The sequence below is a fragment of the Mesorhizobium sp. AR02 genome, from assembly GCF_024746835.1.
Lineage (GTDB): Bacteria > Pseudomonadota > Alphaproteobacteria > Rhizobiales > Rhizobiaceae > Mesorhizobium.
Genome location: NZ_CP080531.1, coordinates 6292783 through 6307655, shown reverse-complemented (window position 1 = coordinate 6307655; position 14873 = coordinate 6292783). Strand labels below are relative to the sequence as shown.

The window sequence follows — 14873 nt, the reverse complement described above, 5'->3', positions numbered from 1 at the left end:
GATGTCATTGCGGATTCGACCTGCGCATAGGCGTCACGGTCTGGGCTGGCTTTGATTCATTGCCAAGGTCGACTTTAAAGTGCCCTGCAACCCGCAGGACAAGGTTCGAAATGTCCTCTATAGCTTTCTGAAGTTTTGCCTTTTCGGGTGCACGAGGTATCTGACCTGAAGGCAAAGTATATCTGAAAGTGGTCGCATAGGCCTCCAGCCAAACGAGTGACTTCAACGCCGTTTTCTCAACGTTATCGTCTGGAAATCGCCTCACAATCTTGTCGAGCTGGTGAGCATCATTACGTTCGATGTGAATAGCCTCCGAAGTCGCCAGTGCCCGGATGATCTGCTCAATCGCCTGCTGGCTGAGATAGGCTGCGTTGCGGGATCCTGACGCAGCCAGAGTATATGCATCCCGGATACACCCGTTAGCCAACCGAAGCGCGCTCGCGATGGTCCACTGATCAGACATCCAATCGACGCCCGTCCCGAGCGACGTCATAAGCGATCGTGTTTCGCGAATCCCAACTCGCAGCCAAAGCGCTCGATGTCGTGGACAGGATTGTCGCTGGAATGCCGAGTTCGTGCTGAATCGCCCAACCGATGAGTGGGTCAAGCAGTTCCGGCCTGGCATCATCCGGCAAAGCAACGAGAATATCCCAGTCACTGTCAGGTCGATTGTCGCCCCGGGCTCGGCTGCCGAACAACCAGATGGAATCCGGGTTCAGACGAACCCTGATTTCATCAATCAGCGGCCGAATCTCGGCCGGCACCGTGAGGCGGGTTGGGGCTGGATGGCGCATACCTGAAACATAGTACCGATTTTCTGCGCCGACAACGCAATGGGATCGAGACCGTCCGGCCGTCCGAAAGGTATCGAGTTAGGCCGCCGCGATCGCCAGTGCATGGCCGCGTGCATTCTCGCGCAGCGCGTCGAGATGGATCGACTTGACCAGGGCTGCGAGATCGCCTTCCGCGGATTGGCCGCCCAATTCCGTGAGCATCAGCCAGCTGACTTCCTGCACGCCGGCGACGCGCTTGCCATTGGCGACCTCGCGCCAGATTTTCAGCGCGCGCAGGATAATCGCATGCGTGGCGGCAGCCAGGCCGGCGCTGCGGAACAGCGCCTGCAAGGCCACATCGTGCCCACCAGCCAGCAGCGTCCTTACCCGCGGCTCGGACTGCTGGCTGAGTGCGACCAGTGTGGAGCCAAAGAAATCCACCTTGCCATGCGCGATGGTGCGGATGAGGAAGCTCGCGGTGAGATCGCCGCGCAGCCTGAGATGCTCGATCAACGCCGCATGTTCTTCCTGGCGCGTGCCTTCGATCAGCGTCACCGAGGCCTTGACGCAAGCGTCGCGCATGACGCGCTCGGCACGCGCGGCGCCCATCAACGCCGTGACCAGCGGCGATGCCTTCAATGTCTCGCCGAGCTTGATGAGCAGCATGTGCCGACAGTCGGCAGGCAGCCTGATATCCGATATCAGCGCCTCGCGCACCAGCGGCAGATGCCCATGGCGCTCAGCCATGCGCCGGAAACTGAGCGAAGCAATGTCGGCGCCGCTGTTGGCCAGCAAGACCGCGCAGGCTTCGGCCTCGCCGATCTCGGCGATGGCCGCCGACAGCGCCATCGAGACAACAGGACGGTCGGCGATCAGCTTCTGCGTTGCCTTCTGGCTCGACGCCACGCGATTGATCAGGTCGGCATCGGTGAGCAGTGGCGAGCGCGCCAGCACGACACCGGCGACTTCCGGCTGGTCGGACACCAGCGCGCTGATGATCTGCAGCGGCGCGTGGTGGCTCATCGAGAGCGCTTCGGCCATCGCCAGCCGCACCTTCGACGAGGCATCGTCGAGCAGCAGCGTCAGCGCCGCCTCGGCGGCGCAGCGATCCTCGAACGGCAATTCGGAATTGACATAGGCCCGGGCCAGCGCATTGGCCGCGGCGGCGCGCTCGGACACTCTTGCCGTGTAGATCCACTTCAGGAAATGCGAAACAACAACCATGCCCGTCTGCTTACGCCCCTTGCCGGAAGGTTTCCGGCCCCGCTGAAGACGGTAGGCAGAAATGGTTTACGAACGGTTCACCATGTTCATTAACTGGCTTGCGAGCGCCGGATGCAGCGCCTATCAACCGTCAATCAGCGCAGGAGACTAGAAATGGCCGGCCTATATCTCGAGGAATTTGTCGTCGGCCATGTCTTCCAGCACACGCTGCGCAAGACCGTCACCGAGAGCGACAACATGCTGTTTTCGGTGATGACGCTGAACCCCCAACCGTTGCATATCGACTTCGATTTCGCCGCCAAGAGCGAATGGGGCAAGCCGCTGGTCAACTCGCTGTTCACGCTCGGCCTGATGATCGGCATTTCGGTCAACGACATCACTGTCGGCACGACGGTCGCCAATCTCGGCATGAAGGAGACCGTATTTCCGCATCCGGTCTTCCACGGCGACACCATCCGCGTCGAGACCACAGTCATCTCGGTGCGGGAATCGAAATCGAAGCCGGATCGCGGCATCGTCGAATTCGAGCACCGCGCCTACAACCAGAATGGCGATCTCGTCGCCAAATGCACCAGACAAGCGATGATGCTGAAAAAGGCCGCCTGATGCGTTCGCTGCTCTTCGTTCCCGGCGATTCCGAGCGCAAGCTGGAGAAGGGATTTGGCGCCGGCGCCGACGTGGTGATCGTCGATCTCGAGGATTCCGTAGCGCCGCAGAACAAGGCGGCCGCGCGGGCGATTGCGGCTCGCTTTGTTATTGAGCACAGGACGCAAACCAGCTCGGCGATCTATGTCAGGGTCAACGATCTGTCGACCGGGCTGACGGACGACGATCTTGCCGCGCTCGTTCCGGCGAAGCCGGATGGCATCATGCTGCCCAAGTCCAACAGCGGCCAGGATGTCCAGCAGCTCTCGGCAAAGCTCAGGGTGCGCGAGGCCGAAAACGGCTTGGCCGACGGCTCGATCAAAATCCTGCCGATCATCACCGAAACCCCGGCGGGTGTGCTCGCCGCCGCCACCTATGCCGGCGCAAGCAAGCGGCTTGCGGGCCTCACGTGGGGCGCGGAAGACCTGTCGGCGGCGATCGGCGCGCGCGCGGCCCGCGACGAGCACGGCCGCTACACCGACGTGTTCCGCCACGCTCGCCTGATGACCATCCTTGCGGCCGGTGCCGCGGAGGTCGCAGCGATAGACACCGTGTTCCCGAACTTTCGCGACATGGCCGGTTTCGCCGCGGAATGCACGGAGGCCGAGCGCGACGGCTTCACTGGTAAGATGGCGATCCACCCCGATCAGGTGCCCGTCATCAACGCCGCCTTCACACCCTCGGCCGAGGCGGTGAAGCACTCCCAGGCAATCGTCGACGCATTCGCGGCGGCGGGCAATCCCGGCGTCGTCGGCATCGACGGCAAGATGTTCGACCGCCCGCATCTGCGGCTGGCCGAACGGCTGCTCGCACGCGCCAAGGCGGCAGGCGTTTCCGTCTAGTCTCAGTCCCGCGCCAGCACGATGATGCGGTCCTCCGGCAGATAGGCCAGCGCTTCCGATTTCAGCGGATTGACGGTGACGCCGCCCAGAGCCCGCTGATCAGTGTCTCCGGCACGAATGCGCCGGTAACCGATGGCGATCTCGCCGCGCAGCCGCGCCGATTCCGCGATCGTCCAGAAGGTCAAAGGCTGGTCGATGGCGACATAGTCGGCGACCGGACGCATGTAGATTTCGGAGCCCTTCTCGTCGAGCAAATCATCGAAGATCGCGGCGAGATACTGGTTCTCCGACGCCTGCGCCAGCATCAGGCTGACCAGCCGGTTGCTGACGACGAAATCATCGGCCTTGGTCACCGCCGCCAGTTCGCGGTTGCGCACGTCGATCATCTCGCTGACGATCGAGATGTGCAGGCCGGCATCATCGGCGATCTTGCGCAGATGCAGCAGCGTCACCAGCGTGCGCGTATCGGCCGGCTGCGCTGCCATGGTTTCGCTGTAGCCCAGGACCAGCACGTGATCATAGGAAGGCACGTCCAGGCTTGCCAATGCCGTGCTGCTCGAGGTGTCGGTGATGCGGCAGGAAACCGACAGATTGTCACCGGCAACCGGCAGTCCGGCAACTTCCTGCTCTAGGCCTGGCGTATCGGCGGCGATGGTCAGGATCGAACCAGGCGCGACATAGCGCGACAGTTCATAGGTGATGATCGGACCGCGCCGGTTCCAGCCGAGGATCAGCGTGCGCTCCGGCTTCGCCTCGACGGATCGGGGCCCGCGGATCACGGTCATATCGATCTTGATCCCGGTGCTTCCCAACTTGATCGCGGCATCGTCCTCGGCGATGATGATGGCGCGCATGTCCTTGCCGATCACAAGGTCCGACGGCGGGTTGAGATTGACGCGCCCCTTTTTGTCGCAAAGCCCGATCAGCGCGCAGTGTTCATACGCCATCACCGCCTCGCCGAAGGTCTTGCCGGTAAGATCAGGCTGCTCGGTCGTGTAGATTTCGCAACCGTCGAAATCGAGGAGTTCCGAATAGACGCCGCTAAGGCCCGATTGCCGGCTCGAATGCACGACGATGCGACAGCACGACGACCGACCGCGAGCTCTGCGGATTGACGATCGCCAGGTCGTACAGATCGGTCGGATCGCCGCTGCGGCAGATGATGCGCGTGTTGCCCAGTTTGCCAACCTTGGCCGCGATTTCGTCCTCCATCGCGACCTTGTCCATATTGGCCATGACGACGATGCGCGGACGGCGGCGGCTGGCATTGGCAATCACGAGTTCGGAGATGACATCGAAGATCGACGGCGACCAGTTGAGTATGATGGTGTGATCGGTCTCCAGCACGCGCGACCGGCCCTTGCGCAATTCATCGAGCTTGCCGTCGACGCCGGCGCTGAGCACGCCGATGAGAGCCGACACGACGAAGATGCCGGCAAGCGTGACGACCAGCATGACGAGGCGGAAGGCCCAGCCGGTGTCGCCGCCCATCGTGCCGGAATCGAGCGTGCGCATCAGCGATTCCCAGAACGCTTCGAAAAAGTTCAGCGGCTCGCCGCCCTCCGGCGCAATGCGGGTCACCGCAAGGAAAGCCGCGGCGGCGATGATGATCAGCAGGGAAACGACGGCGAGCCAGCCGATCAGCGCGATCGGGCCGGCGGCCATGCTCTTGTCGAACCCATAGCGCAGCCGGGTTCCCAGCGAGTCTCGTTTCTTCATGTCGCCGGTGCCCCCGCACTATCCCAAGGGCGATGCGCCAACCCCAACGCAACGCCGAAGCCGCTCTCTTAGCGTGTGTTTAAATCAAGCGCTACCAGATCAGCGGAATCAGTCGGTAGCGAACCTCGGTCGCATAGTCGTCATAGCCGCGCAGGCCGGTGCGAAGCGTTTTCTCTTCGATGAAGGTGCGGATGGCCAGGAGAACGACGAACACGAGCACCGATACCAGTCCCCACCAGGAGCCGAGCAGAAGTGCCGTGCCGGCGAAGAAGAGGATGGCGCCGGCATACATCGGGTGGCGGACGTAGCTGTAGGGGCCAGTGGTGATCACGCGCTGTCCGCGCTCATCCTGGATCTTCACCACGGGTGCCGCGAAACTGTTCTCTAGCATGGTCAGATAGCAGATCCAGATTCCGACCAGCAGAACCAGCGCGCCGACCACCTGCGCCCAGACAGGAACAGCCGACCAGCCGAAACGGAAGTCTAGCCCCATGAAGACCTGCCAGCCGAAGATGGCGATGAGAAGTATGGACAGCAGGACCTTGTCGGCTGCGGTCTGATTCTTCTGGATCGGAGGGCTCAGCCGCTCATTCATCAGGCCGGGGTCGCGCCGCGCCAGCGCCACGCCGAGGGTGAGACTGAGCCCCACCATCCCCACCAGATAGATCCAGGCCCCTGGCCAAGAAAACGTGCCGGCCGACAGGAAGAGCAAGGCGCCCATGACGCCGAACCAGATGAATGTCTGAAGAACCAATTTCGCGATCATGATCGACCTTCCACGGTATGCCCCCACGGCATTGGCTCAAGTAGACCAATGGTCTATCATACCGACCAGTGGTCTGTAATTCAAGCAGACTATCTGATATCCCGTGCTGGACGGGAACGGCCATCGCGTGCAGAAGGTTTGGTCATGCCCCGTGTCATCAAGCATCCAGAGCTCAGGCGAGAAGAACTTCTGGACCATGCCCAGGCCCTGTTCCTGACACAGGGCTATGACAGAGCGAGCCTCAACGACGTGATTGCCTCCGCCGGCATCTCGAAAGGCGCCTTCTATCACTACTTCGCCTCCAAGGAGGCTCTTCTCGAAGCCTTGGCCGACCGCTTCGCCAGGCAGGCTCTGGCTGGCGTCAAGGGTATACTCGACGATCCCGCCCTCGACCCGCTTGGCCGCCTGAATGGCCTGCTCAGCCAGTCGCGACAGACCAAGATCGAGACCGCGGCGGAGGCCTGGGCTCTTTTCGAGACAATGTTTCGGCCGGAGAATCTGGTGCTTTTCCACCGCATCAACCTGGCGGCCAGCGCGTCGTTTTCACCCCTGCTGGTCAGGATCATCCGGCAAGGTGTCGAAGACGGCACCTTCAGGACCTTCGATCCGGAGGGTGTCGCCGACATCGTCATGCAGTTCGGCTTGGCCACGCATGACGTCGTTGCCAAGGCGATTACCGGCGGCAGCGACGCCGATATGGAAGTCGCGATCGAAGTTTTGGAGAAACGCGTCAGGCTCTACGAGATCGCTCTCGACCGCATACTCGGGCTCCCCGATGGAAGCATTCGGATCGGGGAACCCGGCTATATCAGGGCCGTCATGACGGCCCGGCGGAAAGCCGACAAGGCGCGGTGATTTGCCAGGTCTGGAGCCTACTCCTTGCCCCAGCGTGGCCGGCGCATCGAAAAGACCTCGCTGACGCTGGCATAGTCCATATAGCCGAGACGGGCGACATTGCCGGCCTTGGTGATATCGAACAGGCCGTCTTTCAAAAAGGCATCGTCAATGTGGACGCCGACCACTTCGCCGGCGACGACGACCGCACTCGTCGGCGTTCCGTCCAGCGCCTTTGGGCGAAACACTTCCGTCACCCGGCATTCCAGCGCGGCAGGCGCCGCCGCCACGCGCGGCGGCCTGACGAGACGCGAAGGTGCCATGGCGAGATCGGCATAGACGAACTCGTTGACGCCGCGCGGCGCGTTGACGGAGGTGTAATTCATCTTCTCCGCAAGATCGCGGCCGACCAGATTGGCAACGAACTCACCGGTCTCCTGGGCGAAGGAGGCGCTGTCCTTCTCACCCTCCGAGGAGAACCAGACGATGAACGGCCGCGTCGAAACGGCGTTGAAGAAGGAGTATGGCGCTAAGTTGATCTCGCCGGCCCTGTTCAGCGTCGATATCCAGCCGATCGGGCGCGGCGCCACGATCGCCTTCGATGGGTCATGCGGCAGCCCGTGCCCCTTGGACGGCTCATAGAACATTCAACCCGCCCAGGGCCCTGAGTAATCGGCGTAGAGCTTTGCCGGATCGGGTCGTGGCCGCTCCGGCGCCGTGCCGGCATAAGAGCCGATGTGGATGAAGCCGATGACGCGCTCCTGCGGCGCCAGTCCGAGGATCGCCCTGCCCTCCGGCACATCGGAATACCAGTTGCTGATCATGTTGGTGCCATAGCCCAGCGCGTTGGCTGCAATCATCAGGTTCATCGCCGCCATGCCGCCGGACAGGAACATCTCCCATTGCGGGATCTTGGGATTCTCTTTCGGCACCGACACCACGCCGATCACCAGCGGCGCGCGCGAAAAGCGCGCCAGTTCCTGGTTGCGGCGGCCCTCGGGCAGCGGCCCTTCCCGCTGTTCGGCAAGCGCCGCCAGCTTTCTGCCGATCTCGATGCGGGCATCGCCGCGATAGACGATGAAGCGCCAGGGTTCGAGCCGGCCGTGATCGGGCACGCGCGTGGCGGCGGCGATCATCGTTGCGATATCGGCGTCGCTCGGTGCCGGCTCCCTGAGGTCGGGAATCGGTGCTGAATTTCGGGTCAGCAGGAAGTCGATGATCGGCGACGCCATGGACGCAAGTCTCCTGAAACACTCTGTTTTGAGCTGAAGCGCACCATCGGGAATTCGGGCGGCTCGGGCAAAGGCGCGCAAGCGCCGGGCTGAAGAGTCATCGATTGGACTCTTAAGCCTTGAAATTGCCACCGCCATGGGCTTCAACGCAAGGCATGTTTGAGGGGCGACTGCGTCTTTTCCTGGTCTGGCTCTGCGCCGCGCTGTTCCTGCTGCCGGTCTCCATGGCTGCTGCGCAGCAAAAGGACGGCGTCAGCGACCTGAAACTTCCCGGAATTTCGAGCTATGCGACGCCGAAGAGCGAAACTCCGCTGGCGCTTGGCGGCGGTGGCGCCCTCACTTTGTCGGCCCAATTGACCGACAAGGGCGCCGACATCACCCGCGGCCTCGTCTGGCGTGTCTTCAAGCCCGAAGCCGTCAACGGCAAATTGCCGATGGTCGCCTCCGCGCATGGCGGCAGCGCCGTCTTCCAACTCGAACCCGGCAGCTATCTGGTTCATGCCTCCTACGGCCGCGCCGGCGCCACCAAGCGCATCACCGTCGGCAAGGAAGCCAAGCGGGAAAGCCTTGTGCTCGATGCCGGCGGTTTGAAGCTCGACGCGGTTCTGTCCGGCGGCCTGCGCATTCCGCCGAAAAAGCTGCGCTTCTCGATTTATGAGGGCACCGCCGAGGCCAATGGCGACCGCGCGCTGATCATTCCCGATGTCGAGCCCAACAGCGTCGTGCGGTTGAACGCCGGTATCTACCACGTCGTCTCGACCTACGGCGCGGTCAATGCGGTCATCCGCTCCGACATCCGCGTCGAGGCCGGCAAGCTGACCGAAGCCACCGTCGAGCATCACGCCGCCGAGATCACGATGAAACTGGTGCGTGAAGCCGGCGGCGAGGCGATCGCCGACACGTCGTGGTCGCTGCTCAACGAATCCGGCGACCCGATCAAGGAGACCGTCGGCGCCTTTGCCTCGATGGTGCTTGCCGAAGGCGACTACACCATCATCGCCAAGAACCGCGACCGCATCTACCAGAAGGATTTCACAGTCGTAGCCGGCCAGAACCAGGAAATCGAGGTTCTGGCGATCGAAGCGGCGGCGATGGATCCGGAAGAAGGCGCGGATTAGCCTTCAGGCTGCCAGCTTCGCTCGTGCCGGCAGGAAGGGAATCCGACGGCGCGGTGCCGGCGGCGCCAAATCAAACACACCGCGATAAAGACGGTCGAGCAGTGCCTTGCGATCGCGCAGCGGCTCCAGTTCACTCCAGCTCAGCACATCGCCGACGCGCACGTCGATCGCCTTGCCGGACAGCCGTGCGAATTCGTGGATGAGCATCGAAAGGCGCAGTGTCAGCGACGCCTTGCCGACGAATTTGGCCACGCGGCCATCGCGCTCGGCCATGTTCATCGGCCCGCTGACCAGATGGAACAGCCTGCCGTTCTGTCCGGAAAAATGCATCGGAATGACGGACGCCTTGGCATCCTGGACCAGGCGTGCCGGAAACATCTTCCATGGCAGGTCGCGTGCGCGGCCAAAGCCTTTCGGCGCAGTGGCGACACCACCGGCGGGAAACACCACGATGGTGACGCACTCCTTCAGCAGCCGCACCGCCTCGTGGCGCACGGCCATGTTGTTCTTCAACGCTTCCTTGGTCTCGGAAAAGTCGATTGGCAGCGAATAGGGCTCCATCTCGCGGATCTTGAGCAGATCCTTGTGGATCATCACCCGGAACGGCCGCCCCAGCTGCTCCACCAGTGAGAGCACGGCAATGCCGTCGCCGATGCCGAACGGATGGTTGGCCACAATCACCAGCGGTGTGTCCGGTAACGGCGCGGGCGGCCATTGGTCGGGGGTCCGTATCCGCAGGTCGATCAGGTCGAGCATGCGGCTGAACACGCGCTCGCCTGATGGCACCACCTGGCGGCGCCAGAAATCATAGAGCGCGGCATACCGGTCGCGCCCCGACAGGCCCTCGATGGAATGGATGACCCAGCGTGTCAGCGCCGGCTGGCGCGGATTGGCATAGGAAAGCTCGGGGAACGGTTTTTCGCGTGGCTTCAGCTTGAGCATGAGGGCTCGTTACAAGGTTGGCGTGACAGGGATATGAAAATGGCGGTGGATCGCTCCACCGCCATTCCTGGGGACACGGGTCAGGCCGCGCGTTTGCGCCTGCGGTCCGGCGTCACCGCTTCTTCGGTCAGTTGCGCGATCGCCTCGGCAAGGCCAAGCGATTCCTGGTCGCGCGAGCCGAGCCGGCGCATGTTGACCGTCTGTTCCTCCGCCTCGCGTTTGCCGCAGACGAGGATGACCGGCACCTTGGCCAGGCTGTGCTCACGGACCTTGTAGTTGATCTTCTCGTTGCGCAGATCGGCTTCCGCCAATAGCCCGGCGGCCTTCAGCTTTGCCACCACTTCGGTTGCATAGCCGTCCGCCTCGGAGGTGATCGTCGCCACCACCACCTGCAGCGGTGCGAACCACAGCGGGAAATGGCCGGAATAGTTCTCGATCAGGATGCCGAGGAAACGCTCCATCGAACCGCAGATGGCGCGGTGCACCATGACGGGCTGCTTCTTCTCCGAATCCGAGCCGATGTAGAAGGCGCCAAAGCGTTCCGGCAGGTTGAAGTCGACCTGCGTCGTGCCGCACTGCCATTCGCGGCCGATGGCATCCTTCAACACATATTCGAACTTCGGCCCGTAGAAGGCGCCCTCGCCCGGATTGATCGAGGTCTTGATCCGATTGCCCGACCTTGTCCTGATCGTCTCCAGCACATTGCCCATGATCGCCTCGGCATGATCCCAGGCCTCATCGGTGCCGACCCGCTTGTCCGGCCGTGTCGACAGCTTCACGCTGACCTCTTCAAAACCGAAATCGGCATAGGTCGACAGGATCAAATCGTTGATGCGCAGGCATTCCGCCGCGAGTTGCTCTTCGGTGCAGAAGATATGCGCATCATCCTGCGTGAAGCCGCGCACGCGCATCAGCCCGTGCAATGCGCCCGACGGTTCATAGCGATGCACATTGCCGAATTCTGCAAGTTTTACGGGCAGATCGCGATATGACTTCAACCCATGCTTGAAAATCTGCACGTGGCCTGGGCAGTTCATCGGCTTCAGCGCAAAGACACGGTCGTCGTCGGTGTCGTCGCCGGCGACCGTCACCTTGAACATGGCGTCGCGATACCAGCCCCAGTGGCCTGACGTTTCCCACAGGCTCTTGTCGAGCACCTGCGGCGCGTTGACCTCCTGGTAGCCTTGCTCGTCGAGGCGGCGGCGCATGTAATTGACCAGGTTCTGGAACATCTTCCAGCCCTTGGCGTGCCAGAAGACGACGCCCGGCCCTTCTTCCTGGAAATGGAACAGGTCCATCTCGCGGCCGAGCTTGCGGTGGTCGCGCTTCTCGGCCTCCTCCAGCATCGTCTGGTAGGCGTCGAGCTGCGCCTGGTCGGCCCAGGCCGTGCCGTAGATGCGCGTCAACATCGGGTTGTTCGAATCGCCACGCCAATAGGCACCGGCCACCTTCATCAGTTTGAAGGCGTTGCCGATCTGGCCGGTCGAGGCCATGTGCGGACCACGGCAGAGGTCGAACCAATCGCCCTGCGCATAGATCTTGAGATCCTGGTCCTCGGGAATGGCGTCGATCAGCTCAAGCTTGTAGCGCTCGCCCTTGTCGGCGAACACTTTCTTCGCCCTGTCGCGCGACCAGACTTCCCTAGTGAACGGCTTGTTGCGCGCGATGATCTCGCGCATCTTCTTCTCGATCACTGGAAAGTCGTCTGGGGTGAACGGCTCGTTGCGGGCGAAGTCGTAATAGAATCCGTTCTCGATCACCGGCCCGATGGTCACCTGCGTTCCCGGCCATAATTCCTGCACGGCTTCCGCCAGCACGTGCGCGGTGTCGTGACGGATAAGTTCAATAGCGCGCACATCGTCACGGGTGATGATCTCGACCTTGCCGGACTTGCCGAGCGGGTCGGAGAGGTCGCGCACGGTGCCGTCGATGGCGTAGGCGACGGCCTTCTTGGCCAGCGACTTCGAGATCGATTCGGCAAGGCCTGCACCGGTCATCGCCGCGTCGTAGTCGCGGACGGAGCCATCGGGAAATGTCAGGGAAACGGAATTCAGCATATGGATCTCCTATCCAGTCCCGCAAACGAGCGCGGGTGGTTGAAATGCATGTCACCCAAAAGTGTATGGCGGTTTTGGGGTTACGACATGCATAGGTAAAAGCCGGATGCGCCAATCACATGGACAAACGGCAGCGGGCGGTTTTTAGAGGCACTGCCGGGCCAGGTAAAGAGCGCTGATTGGCCTGGCCGTCAGGAAATGTCGCCAGAGATGTCGCAGGCCCGTCGCCCGGCTTGCGAACATCCCCGCAATCTTCTGGAATTGTCGATATGGAAGACGCAACACCCAGCCGTACCGCCCTTGGCGTCGCACGCATGAGGGCCCTGCATCAGTTTTCACCGCAGGCGGGGCTGTTTCGCGATCCCTACGCGATCGCGATTCTGGGTGAAGCTGCGCCCACGGCCCAGGAGCTCGAACAGGAGAACGAGCGCCGCCGGCGCATGCGCCTGTTCGTCACCGCGCGCGCCCGCTTCGCCGAGGACTGGCTGGCGGCGGCGGTGCGTCGCGGCATCCGTCAGCTCGTCGTGCTTGGCGCCGGCCTCGATACGTTTTCGCTGCGCAATCCGTATCCGGATCTCAGCGTGTTCGAAGTCGACCACCCGGCCACGCAAGCCTGGAAACGCAAATGCATGGCCGAGAGCGGGTTTGCCGAGCCACCCGCCACCACATTCGTGCCAGTCGATTTCGAGCGGCAAAGCCTGCCCGCGGAACTGGCTGCGGCCGGTTTGCAGTCGACCGAGCCGAGTTTCTTCATCTGGTTGGGTGTCGTGCCCTACCTGACGAAAGAAGCGATCTTCAAAACGCTGTCCTGGATTGCCGGCGTCCCCGGCTCGGAGGTGGTGTTCGATTACAGCGAACCGGCTGAGAACCGCGATGCGGCGGGACAGGCTGCGCTGGCCTTCCATGCGGCGCGCGTCGCTTCTGTCGGAGAGCCATGGATCAGCTTCTTTGTTCCTACCGACCTGGCGAAATCCCTGACTGAGCTCGGGTTCGACGAGATCGAAGATCTCGAGAGCGGCGATATCGCCGCCCGCTTTTCCGGAGCACCGAGGGGAACGACGAGCAATTCCGGCGGCCACATCATCCGTGCCCGCCGAACCGCCTGACCAAATTTATTTCATCAGCAGCGGCAGATCCTTCAGAAACCCGGAGCGTGTGCTCCAGCCCTTCGGCACATCGGTGCGCTTGGTGTCGACGATGAGACGCGCAAAGACGATCTGCTGACCATCCTTCTTCGCCCAGCCGACGAACCAGCCGAGCGAACGCTTGTCCCTGATCTTGTCGGCATCATTGGCCAGCCTGGTGCTGCCGGTCTTGCCTTGCACCGTCCAGCCTCCAGCCTGGAATGTCGGGATGATGGCTGACGTCATGTCGTAGGCCTTGGCTGAAACCGGGAGCTTGCGCGCCAGCAGTTTGCGCAGGAAATCGACCTGCTCGACCGGCGTGATCTTGAGCGAGGAATTCACCCAGGAATGGGTCAGGCCGTCATTCTTGCCGGGATTGCCGGAAACGTCGTTGTTGCCGTAGTCGAGTTTCGAGACATAGCCGGCAAAGGTCTCAGCCCCGAGCCGGCGCGTGATCTCCCGGGAGAACCAGAGAATTGAATCGCGTTCCCAGATCACCGGATCGACGGTCTTCTGATCCCGTTTCACCGCGTTGAATTCGGCTTTGTAGTCCCAGGTCGGCGTGTGCTCGTCGCTCAGGATCCCGGCATCATAGCCGATCAGCGAAAGCGGCACTTTGAACGTCGAGGCAGGGCTGAACCGCTGGTCGCAGGTGCCGTCCTGATAGAGCGTCTTGCCGCTCGCTGCATCGGCGATCAACGTGCACTGCACATCCCCAAGCGGCGCCGATTGCGCGCGCATCGGGAACCCCAGCAACCAGGCGAGCAGGAACAGGACTCCAGCCAGGATAAAGGGAAGACGGTCGATGTTACGCATTGATGCTCGCTCCAGAAGAGGTGTTCGCGAGCGGGCTTAGCGAGGTCTCTTGTCTCGATTTTGTCTCAAATGCGCAGTCTTTGTGCAGGCTTGCGTTAACCCTACCGGATCGTAAACACAGCCTAGAGGATGACCGGCCTTCGAACGGCCTTGCGCGGTTGAGGATCAGGTTCTGAAGCGCCTTTGGTAACCCGACTGGAGCTGGTCGGGCTTCCATTCATAGCTTTCGGCACGTCGCGCGGCTGCGGCGTTGTTCCGAGAAATTCGGGCAGCAATCCATCGCCCCGTTTTGCAGCGTGGATGTGGATCGCAATAAACAGCGACATCATGGCAAACCTCCAATCCTGGAGGTCTTAGTGTCGCCTCGGCCCACAAGCGTCGCCACCCGTTTCCGGACTATCCTCAGCTGTCGACTTTGCCGCCTTTTTTGCCGATCCGCCAGTACCGCCAGGGCATGAACCAGACGTAGCAATCCGCCAGCACTTCCGGCACCAGGTCGATGCCATGCGTGCCGAAGGGCCCGCAGCGCAGCACGCGGAACAATCCCATCCAGCCGCCGGCCCACAGGCCATGGCGGGCGATCGCCTCATGCGCATATTCGGAACAGGTCGGCAAATGCCGGCAGGAATTGCCGACAAAGCCGGACAAAGTCAGCTGGTAAAGGCGCACGAACGACGTGCCGAGGAGACGGCCCGGCGTCTTGCGCCACGGGCCGGGCCAGTTGCGGCCGCGCCCCGGCGGTCTGGCAGTATGGGCATGCCCATGCGGGTCGTGCACCGCG

At 62.3% G+C, this 14873-nt stretch carries 18 protein-coding genes; 5 read left to right on the top strand and 13 right to left on the bottom strand.

Annotation, left to right across the window (positions count from 1 at the left end; genetic code table 11):
- Positions 1-4: 4 nt before the first annotated feature.
- The 3 genes from DBIPINDM_RS34765 to DBIPINDM_RS34755 form a co-directional block, all read right to left on the bottom strand.
- Positions 5-463 carry a HEPN domain-containing protein gene (locus tag DBIPINDM_RS34765; protein WP_258583448.1) on the bottom strand — a complete coding sequence of 153 codons (459 nt, stop codon included), beginning with the start codon at positions 461-463 and terminating at the stop codon, positions 5-7.
- Complete coding sequence (locus DBIPINDM_RS34760) at positions 456-794, bottom strand: nucleotidyltransferase family protein (protein WP_258583447.1); 339 nt, start codon at positions 792-794, stop codon at positions 456-458. Before DBIPINDM_RS34760 ends, DBIPINDM_RS34765 begins: the two co-directional genes overlap by 8 nt.
- Before the next feature lie 78 nt (positions 795-872).
- Positions 873-1997: a DUF2336 domain-containing protein gene (locus DBIPINDM_RS34755; RefSeq protein WP_258583446.1), complete on the bottom strand. Its 1125-nt coding sequence runs from the start codon at positions 1995-1997 to the stop codon at positions 873-875.
- 153 nt (positions 1998-2150) lie between these two features.
- On the opposite strand from DBIPINDM_RS34755, the gene DBIPINDM_RS34750 reads away from it, so the two are divergent.
- Complete coding sequence (locus DBIPINDM_RS34750) at positions 2151-2603, top strand: MaoC family dehydratase (RefSeq protein ID WP_027045910.1); 453 nt, start codon at positions 2151-2153, stop codon at positions 2601-2603.
- Positions 2603-3484 (top strand): HpcH/HpaI aldolase/citrate lyase family protein, encoded by an 882-nt coding sequence (locus DBIPINDM_RS34745; protein ID WP_258583445.1) that lies wholly within the window; start codon positions 2603-2605, stop codon positions 3482-3484. The genes DBIPINDM_RS34750 and DBIPINDM_RS34745 overlap by 1 nt, the downstream gene beginning before the upstream one ends.
- A gap of 2 nt (positions 3485-3486) precedes the next feature.
- On the opposite strand, the gene DBIPINDM_RS34740 is transcribed toward DBIPINDM_RS34745, so the two are convergent.
- The 3 genes from DBIPINDM_RS34740 to DBIPINDM_RS34730 all read right to left on the bottom strand — a co-directional run bounded on the left by DBIPINDM_RS34740 (position 3487) and on the right by DBIPINDM_RS34730 (position 5969).
- Positions 3487-4554: a CASTOR/POLLUX-related putative ion channel gene (locus tag DBIPINDM_RS34740; RefSeq protein WP_258583444.1), complete on the bottom strand. Its 1068-nt coding sequence runs from the start codon at positions 4552-4554 to the stop codon at positions 3487-3489.
- Positions 4526-5203 carry a hypothetical protein gene (locus DBIPINDM_RS34735; RefSeq protein ID WP_258583443.1) on the bottom strand — a complete coding sequence of 226 codons (678 nt, stop codon included), beginning with the start codon at positions 5201-5203 and terminating at the stop codon, positions 4526-4528. Before DBIPINDM_RS34735 ends, DBIPINDM_RS34740 begins: the two co-directional genes overlap by 29 nt.
- A 91-nt stretch (positions 5204-5294) precedes the next feature.
- The gene (locus DBIPINDM_RS34730) at positions 5295-5969 is read right to left on the bottom strand and encodes a methyltransferase family protein (protein ID WP_258583442.1); all 675 of its coding nucleotides are present in this window, start codon (positions 5967-5969) and stop codon (positions 5295-5297) included.
- A gap of 144 nt (positions 5970-6113) precedes the next feature.
- Here DBIPINDM_RS34730 and DBIPINDM_RS34725 point away from each other — a divergent pair, with 144 nt between their 5' ends.
- Positions 6114-6824 (top strand): TetR/AcrR family transcriptional regulator, encoded by a 711-nt coding sequence (locus DBIPINDM_RS34725; protein ID WP_258583441.1) that lies wholly within the window; start codon positions 6114-6116, stop codon positions 6822-6824.
- Positions 6825-6841: 17 nt separating this feature from the next.
- Here DBIPINDM_RS34725 and DBIPINDM_RS34720 read toward each other — a convergent pair whose 3' ends face one another.
- A complete protein-coding gene (locus DBIPINDM_RS34720; protein WP_258583440.1) occupies positions 6842-7450 on the bottom strand; it encodes a flavin reductase family protein in 609 nt (202 codons plus the stop codon).
- Entirely contained in the window at positions 7451-8035 is a 585-nt protein-coding gene (locus DBIPINDM_RS34715; RefSeq protein ID WP_258583439.1) for a nitroreductase, read from the bottom strand.
- Positions 8036-8190: 155 nt separating this feature from the next.
- Between DBIPINDM_RS34715 and DBIPINDM_RS34710 the strand changes: the two genes are divergently transcribed.
- Positions 8191-9153 carry a hypothetical protein gene (locus DBIPINDM_RS34710; protein ID WP_258583438.1) on the top strand — a complete coding sequence of 321 codons (963 nt, stop codon included), beginning with the start codon at positions 8191-8193 and terminating at the stop codon, positions 9151-9153.
- A gap of 3 nt (positions 9154-9156) precedes the next feature.
- On the opposite strand, the gene DBIPINDM_RS34705 is transcribed toward DBIPINDM_RS34710, so the two are convergent.
- Together DBIPINDM_RS34705 and thrS are read right to left on the bottom strand one after the other, a co-directional pair.
- Positions 9157-10095, bottom strand: a complete 939-nt coding sequence (locus DBIPINDM_RS34705; protein ID WP_258583437.1) for a lysophospholipid acyltransferase family protein — start codon at positions 10093-10095, stop codon at positions 9157-9159.
- 80 nt (positions 10096-10175) lie between these two features.
- Positions 10176-12152, bottom strand: a complete 1977-nt coding sequence (gene thrS, locus DBIPINDM_RS34700; RefSeq protein ID WP_258583436.1) for a threonine--tRNA ligase — start codon at positions 12150-12152, stop codon at positions 10176-10178.
- A 269-nt stretch (positions 12153-12421) separates the two neighbouring features.
- Between thrS and DBIPINDM_RS34695 the strand changes: the two genes are divergently transcribed.
- Positions 12422-13258: an SAM-dependent methyltransferase gene (locus tag DBIPINDM_RS34695; protein ID WP_258583435.1), complete on the top strand. Its 837-nt coding sequence runs from the start codon at positions 12422-12424 to the stop codon at positions 13256-13258.
- 6 nt (positions 13259-13264) lie between these two features.
- Here the strand turns inward: DBIPINDM_RS34695 and blaOXA are convergent, their stop codons facing one another.
- The 3 genes from blaOXA to yidD all read right to left on the bottom strand — a co-directional run bounded on the left by blaOXA (position 13265) and on the right by yidD (position 14869).
- Entirely contained in the window at positions 13265-14092 is an 828-nt protein-coding gene (gene blaOXA, locus DBIPINDM_RS34690) for a class D beta-lactamase (RefSeq protein ID WP_258583434.1), read from the bottom strand.
- 122 nt (positions 14093-14214) lie between these two features.
- Positions 14215-14421, bottom strand: a complete 207-nt coding sequence (locus DBIPINDM_RS34685; protein ID WP_258583433.1) for a hypothetical protein — start codon at positions 14419-14421, stop codon at positions 14215-14217.
- A 73-nt stretch (positions 14422-14494) separates the two neighbouring features.
- Positions 14495-14869 (bottom strand): membrane protein insertion efficiency factor YidD, encoded by a 375-nt coding sequence (gene yidD / locus DBIPINDM_RS34680; RefSeq protein WP_258589420.1) that lies wholly within the window; start codon positions 14867-14869, stop codon positions 14495-14497.
- Between the last annotated feature and the right edge of the window lie 4 nt (positions 14870-14873).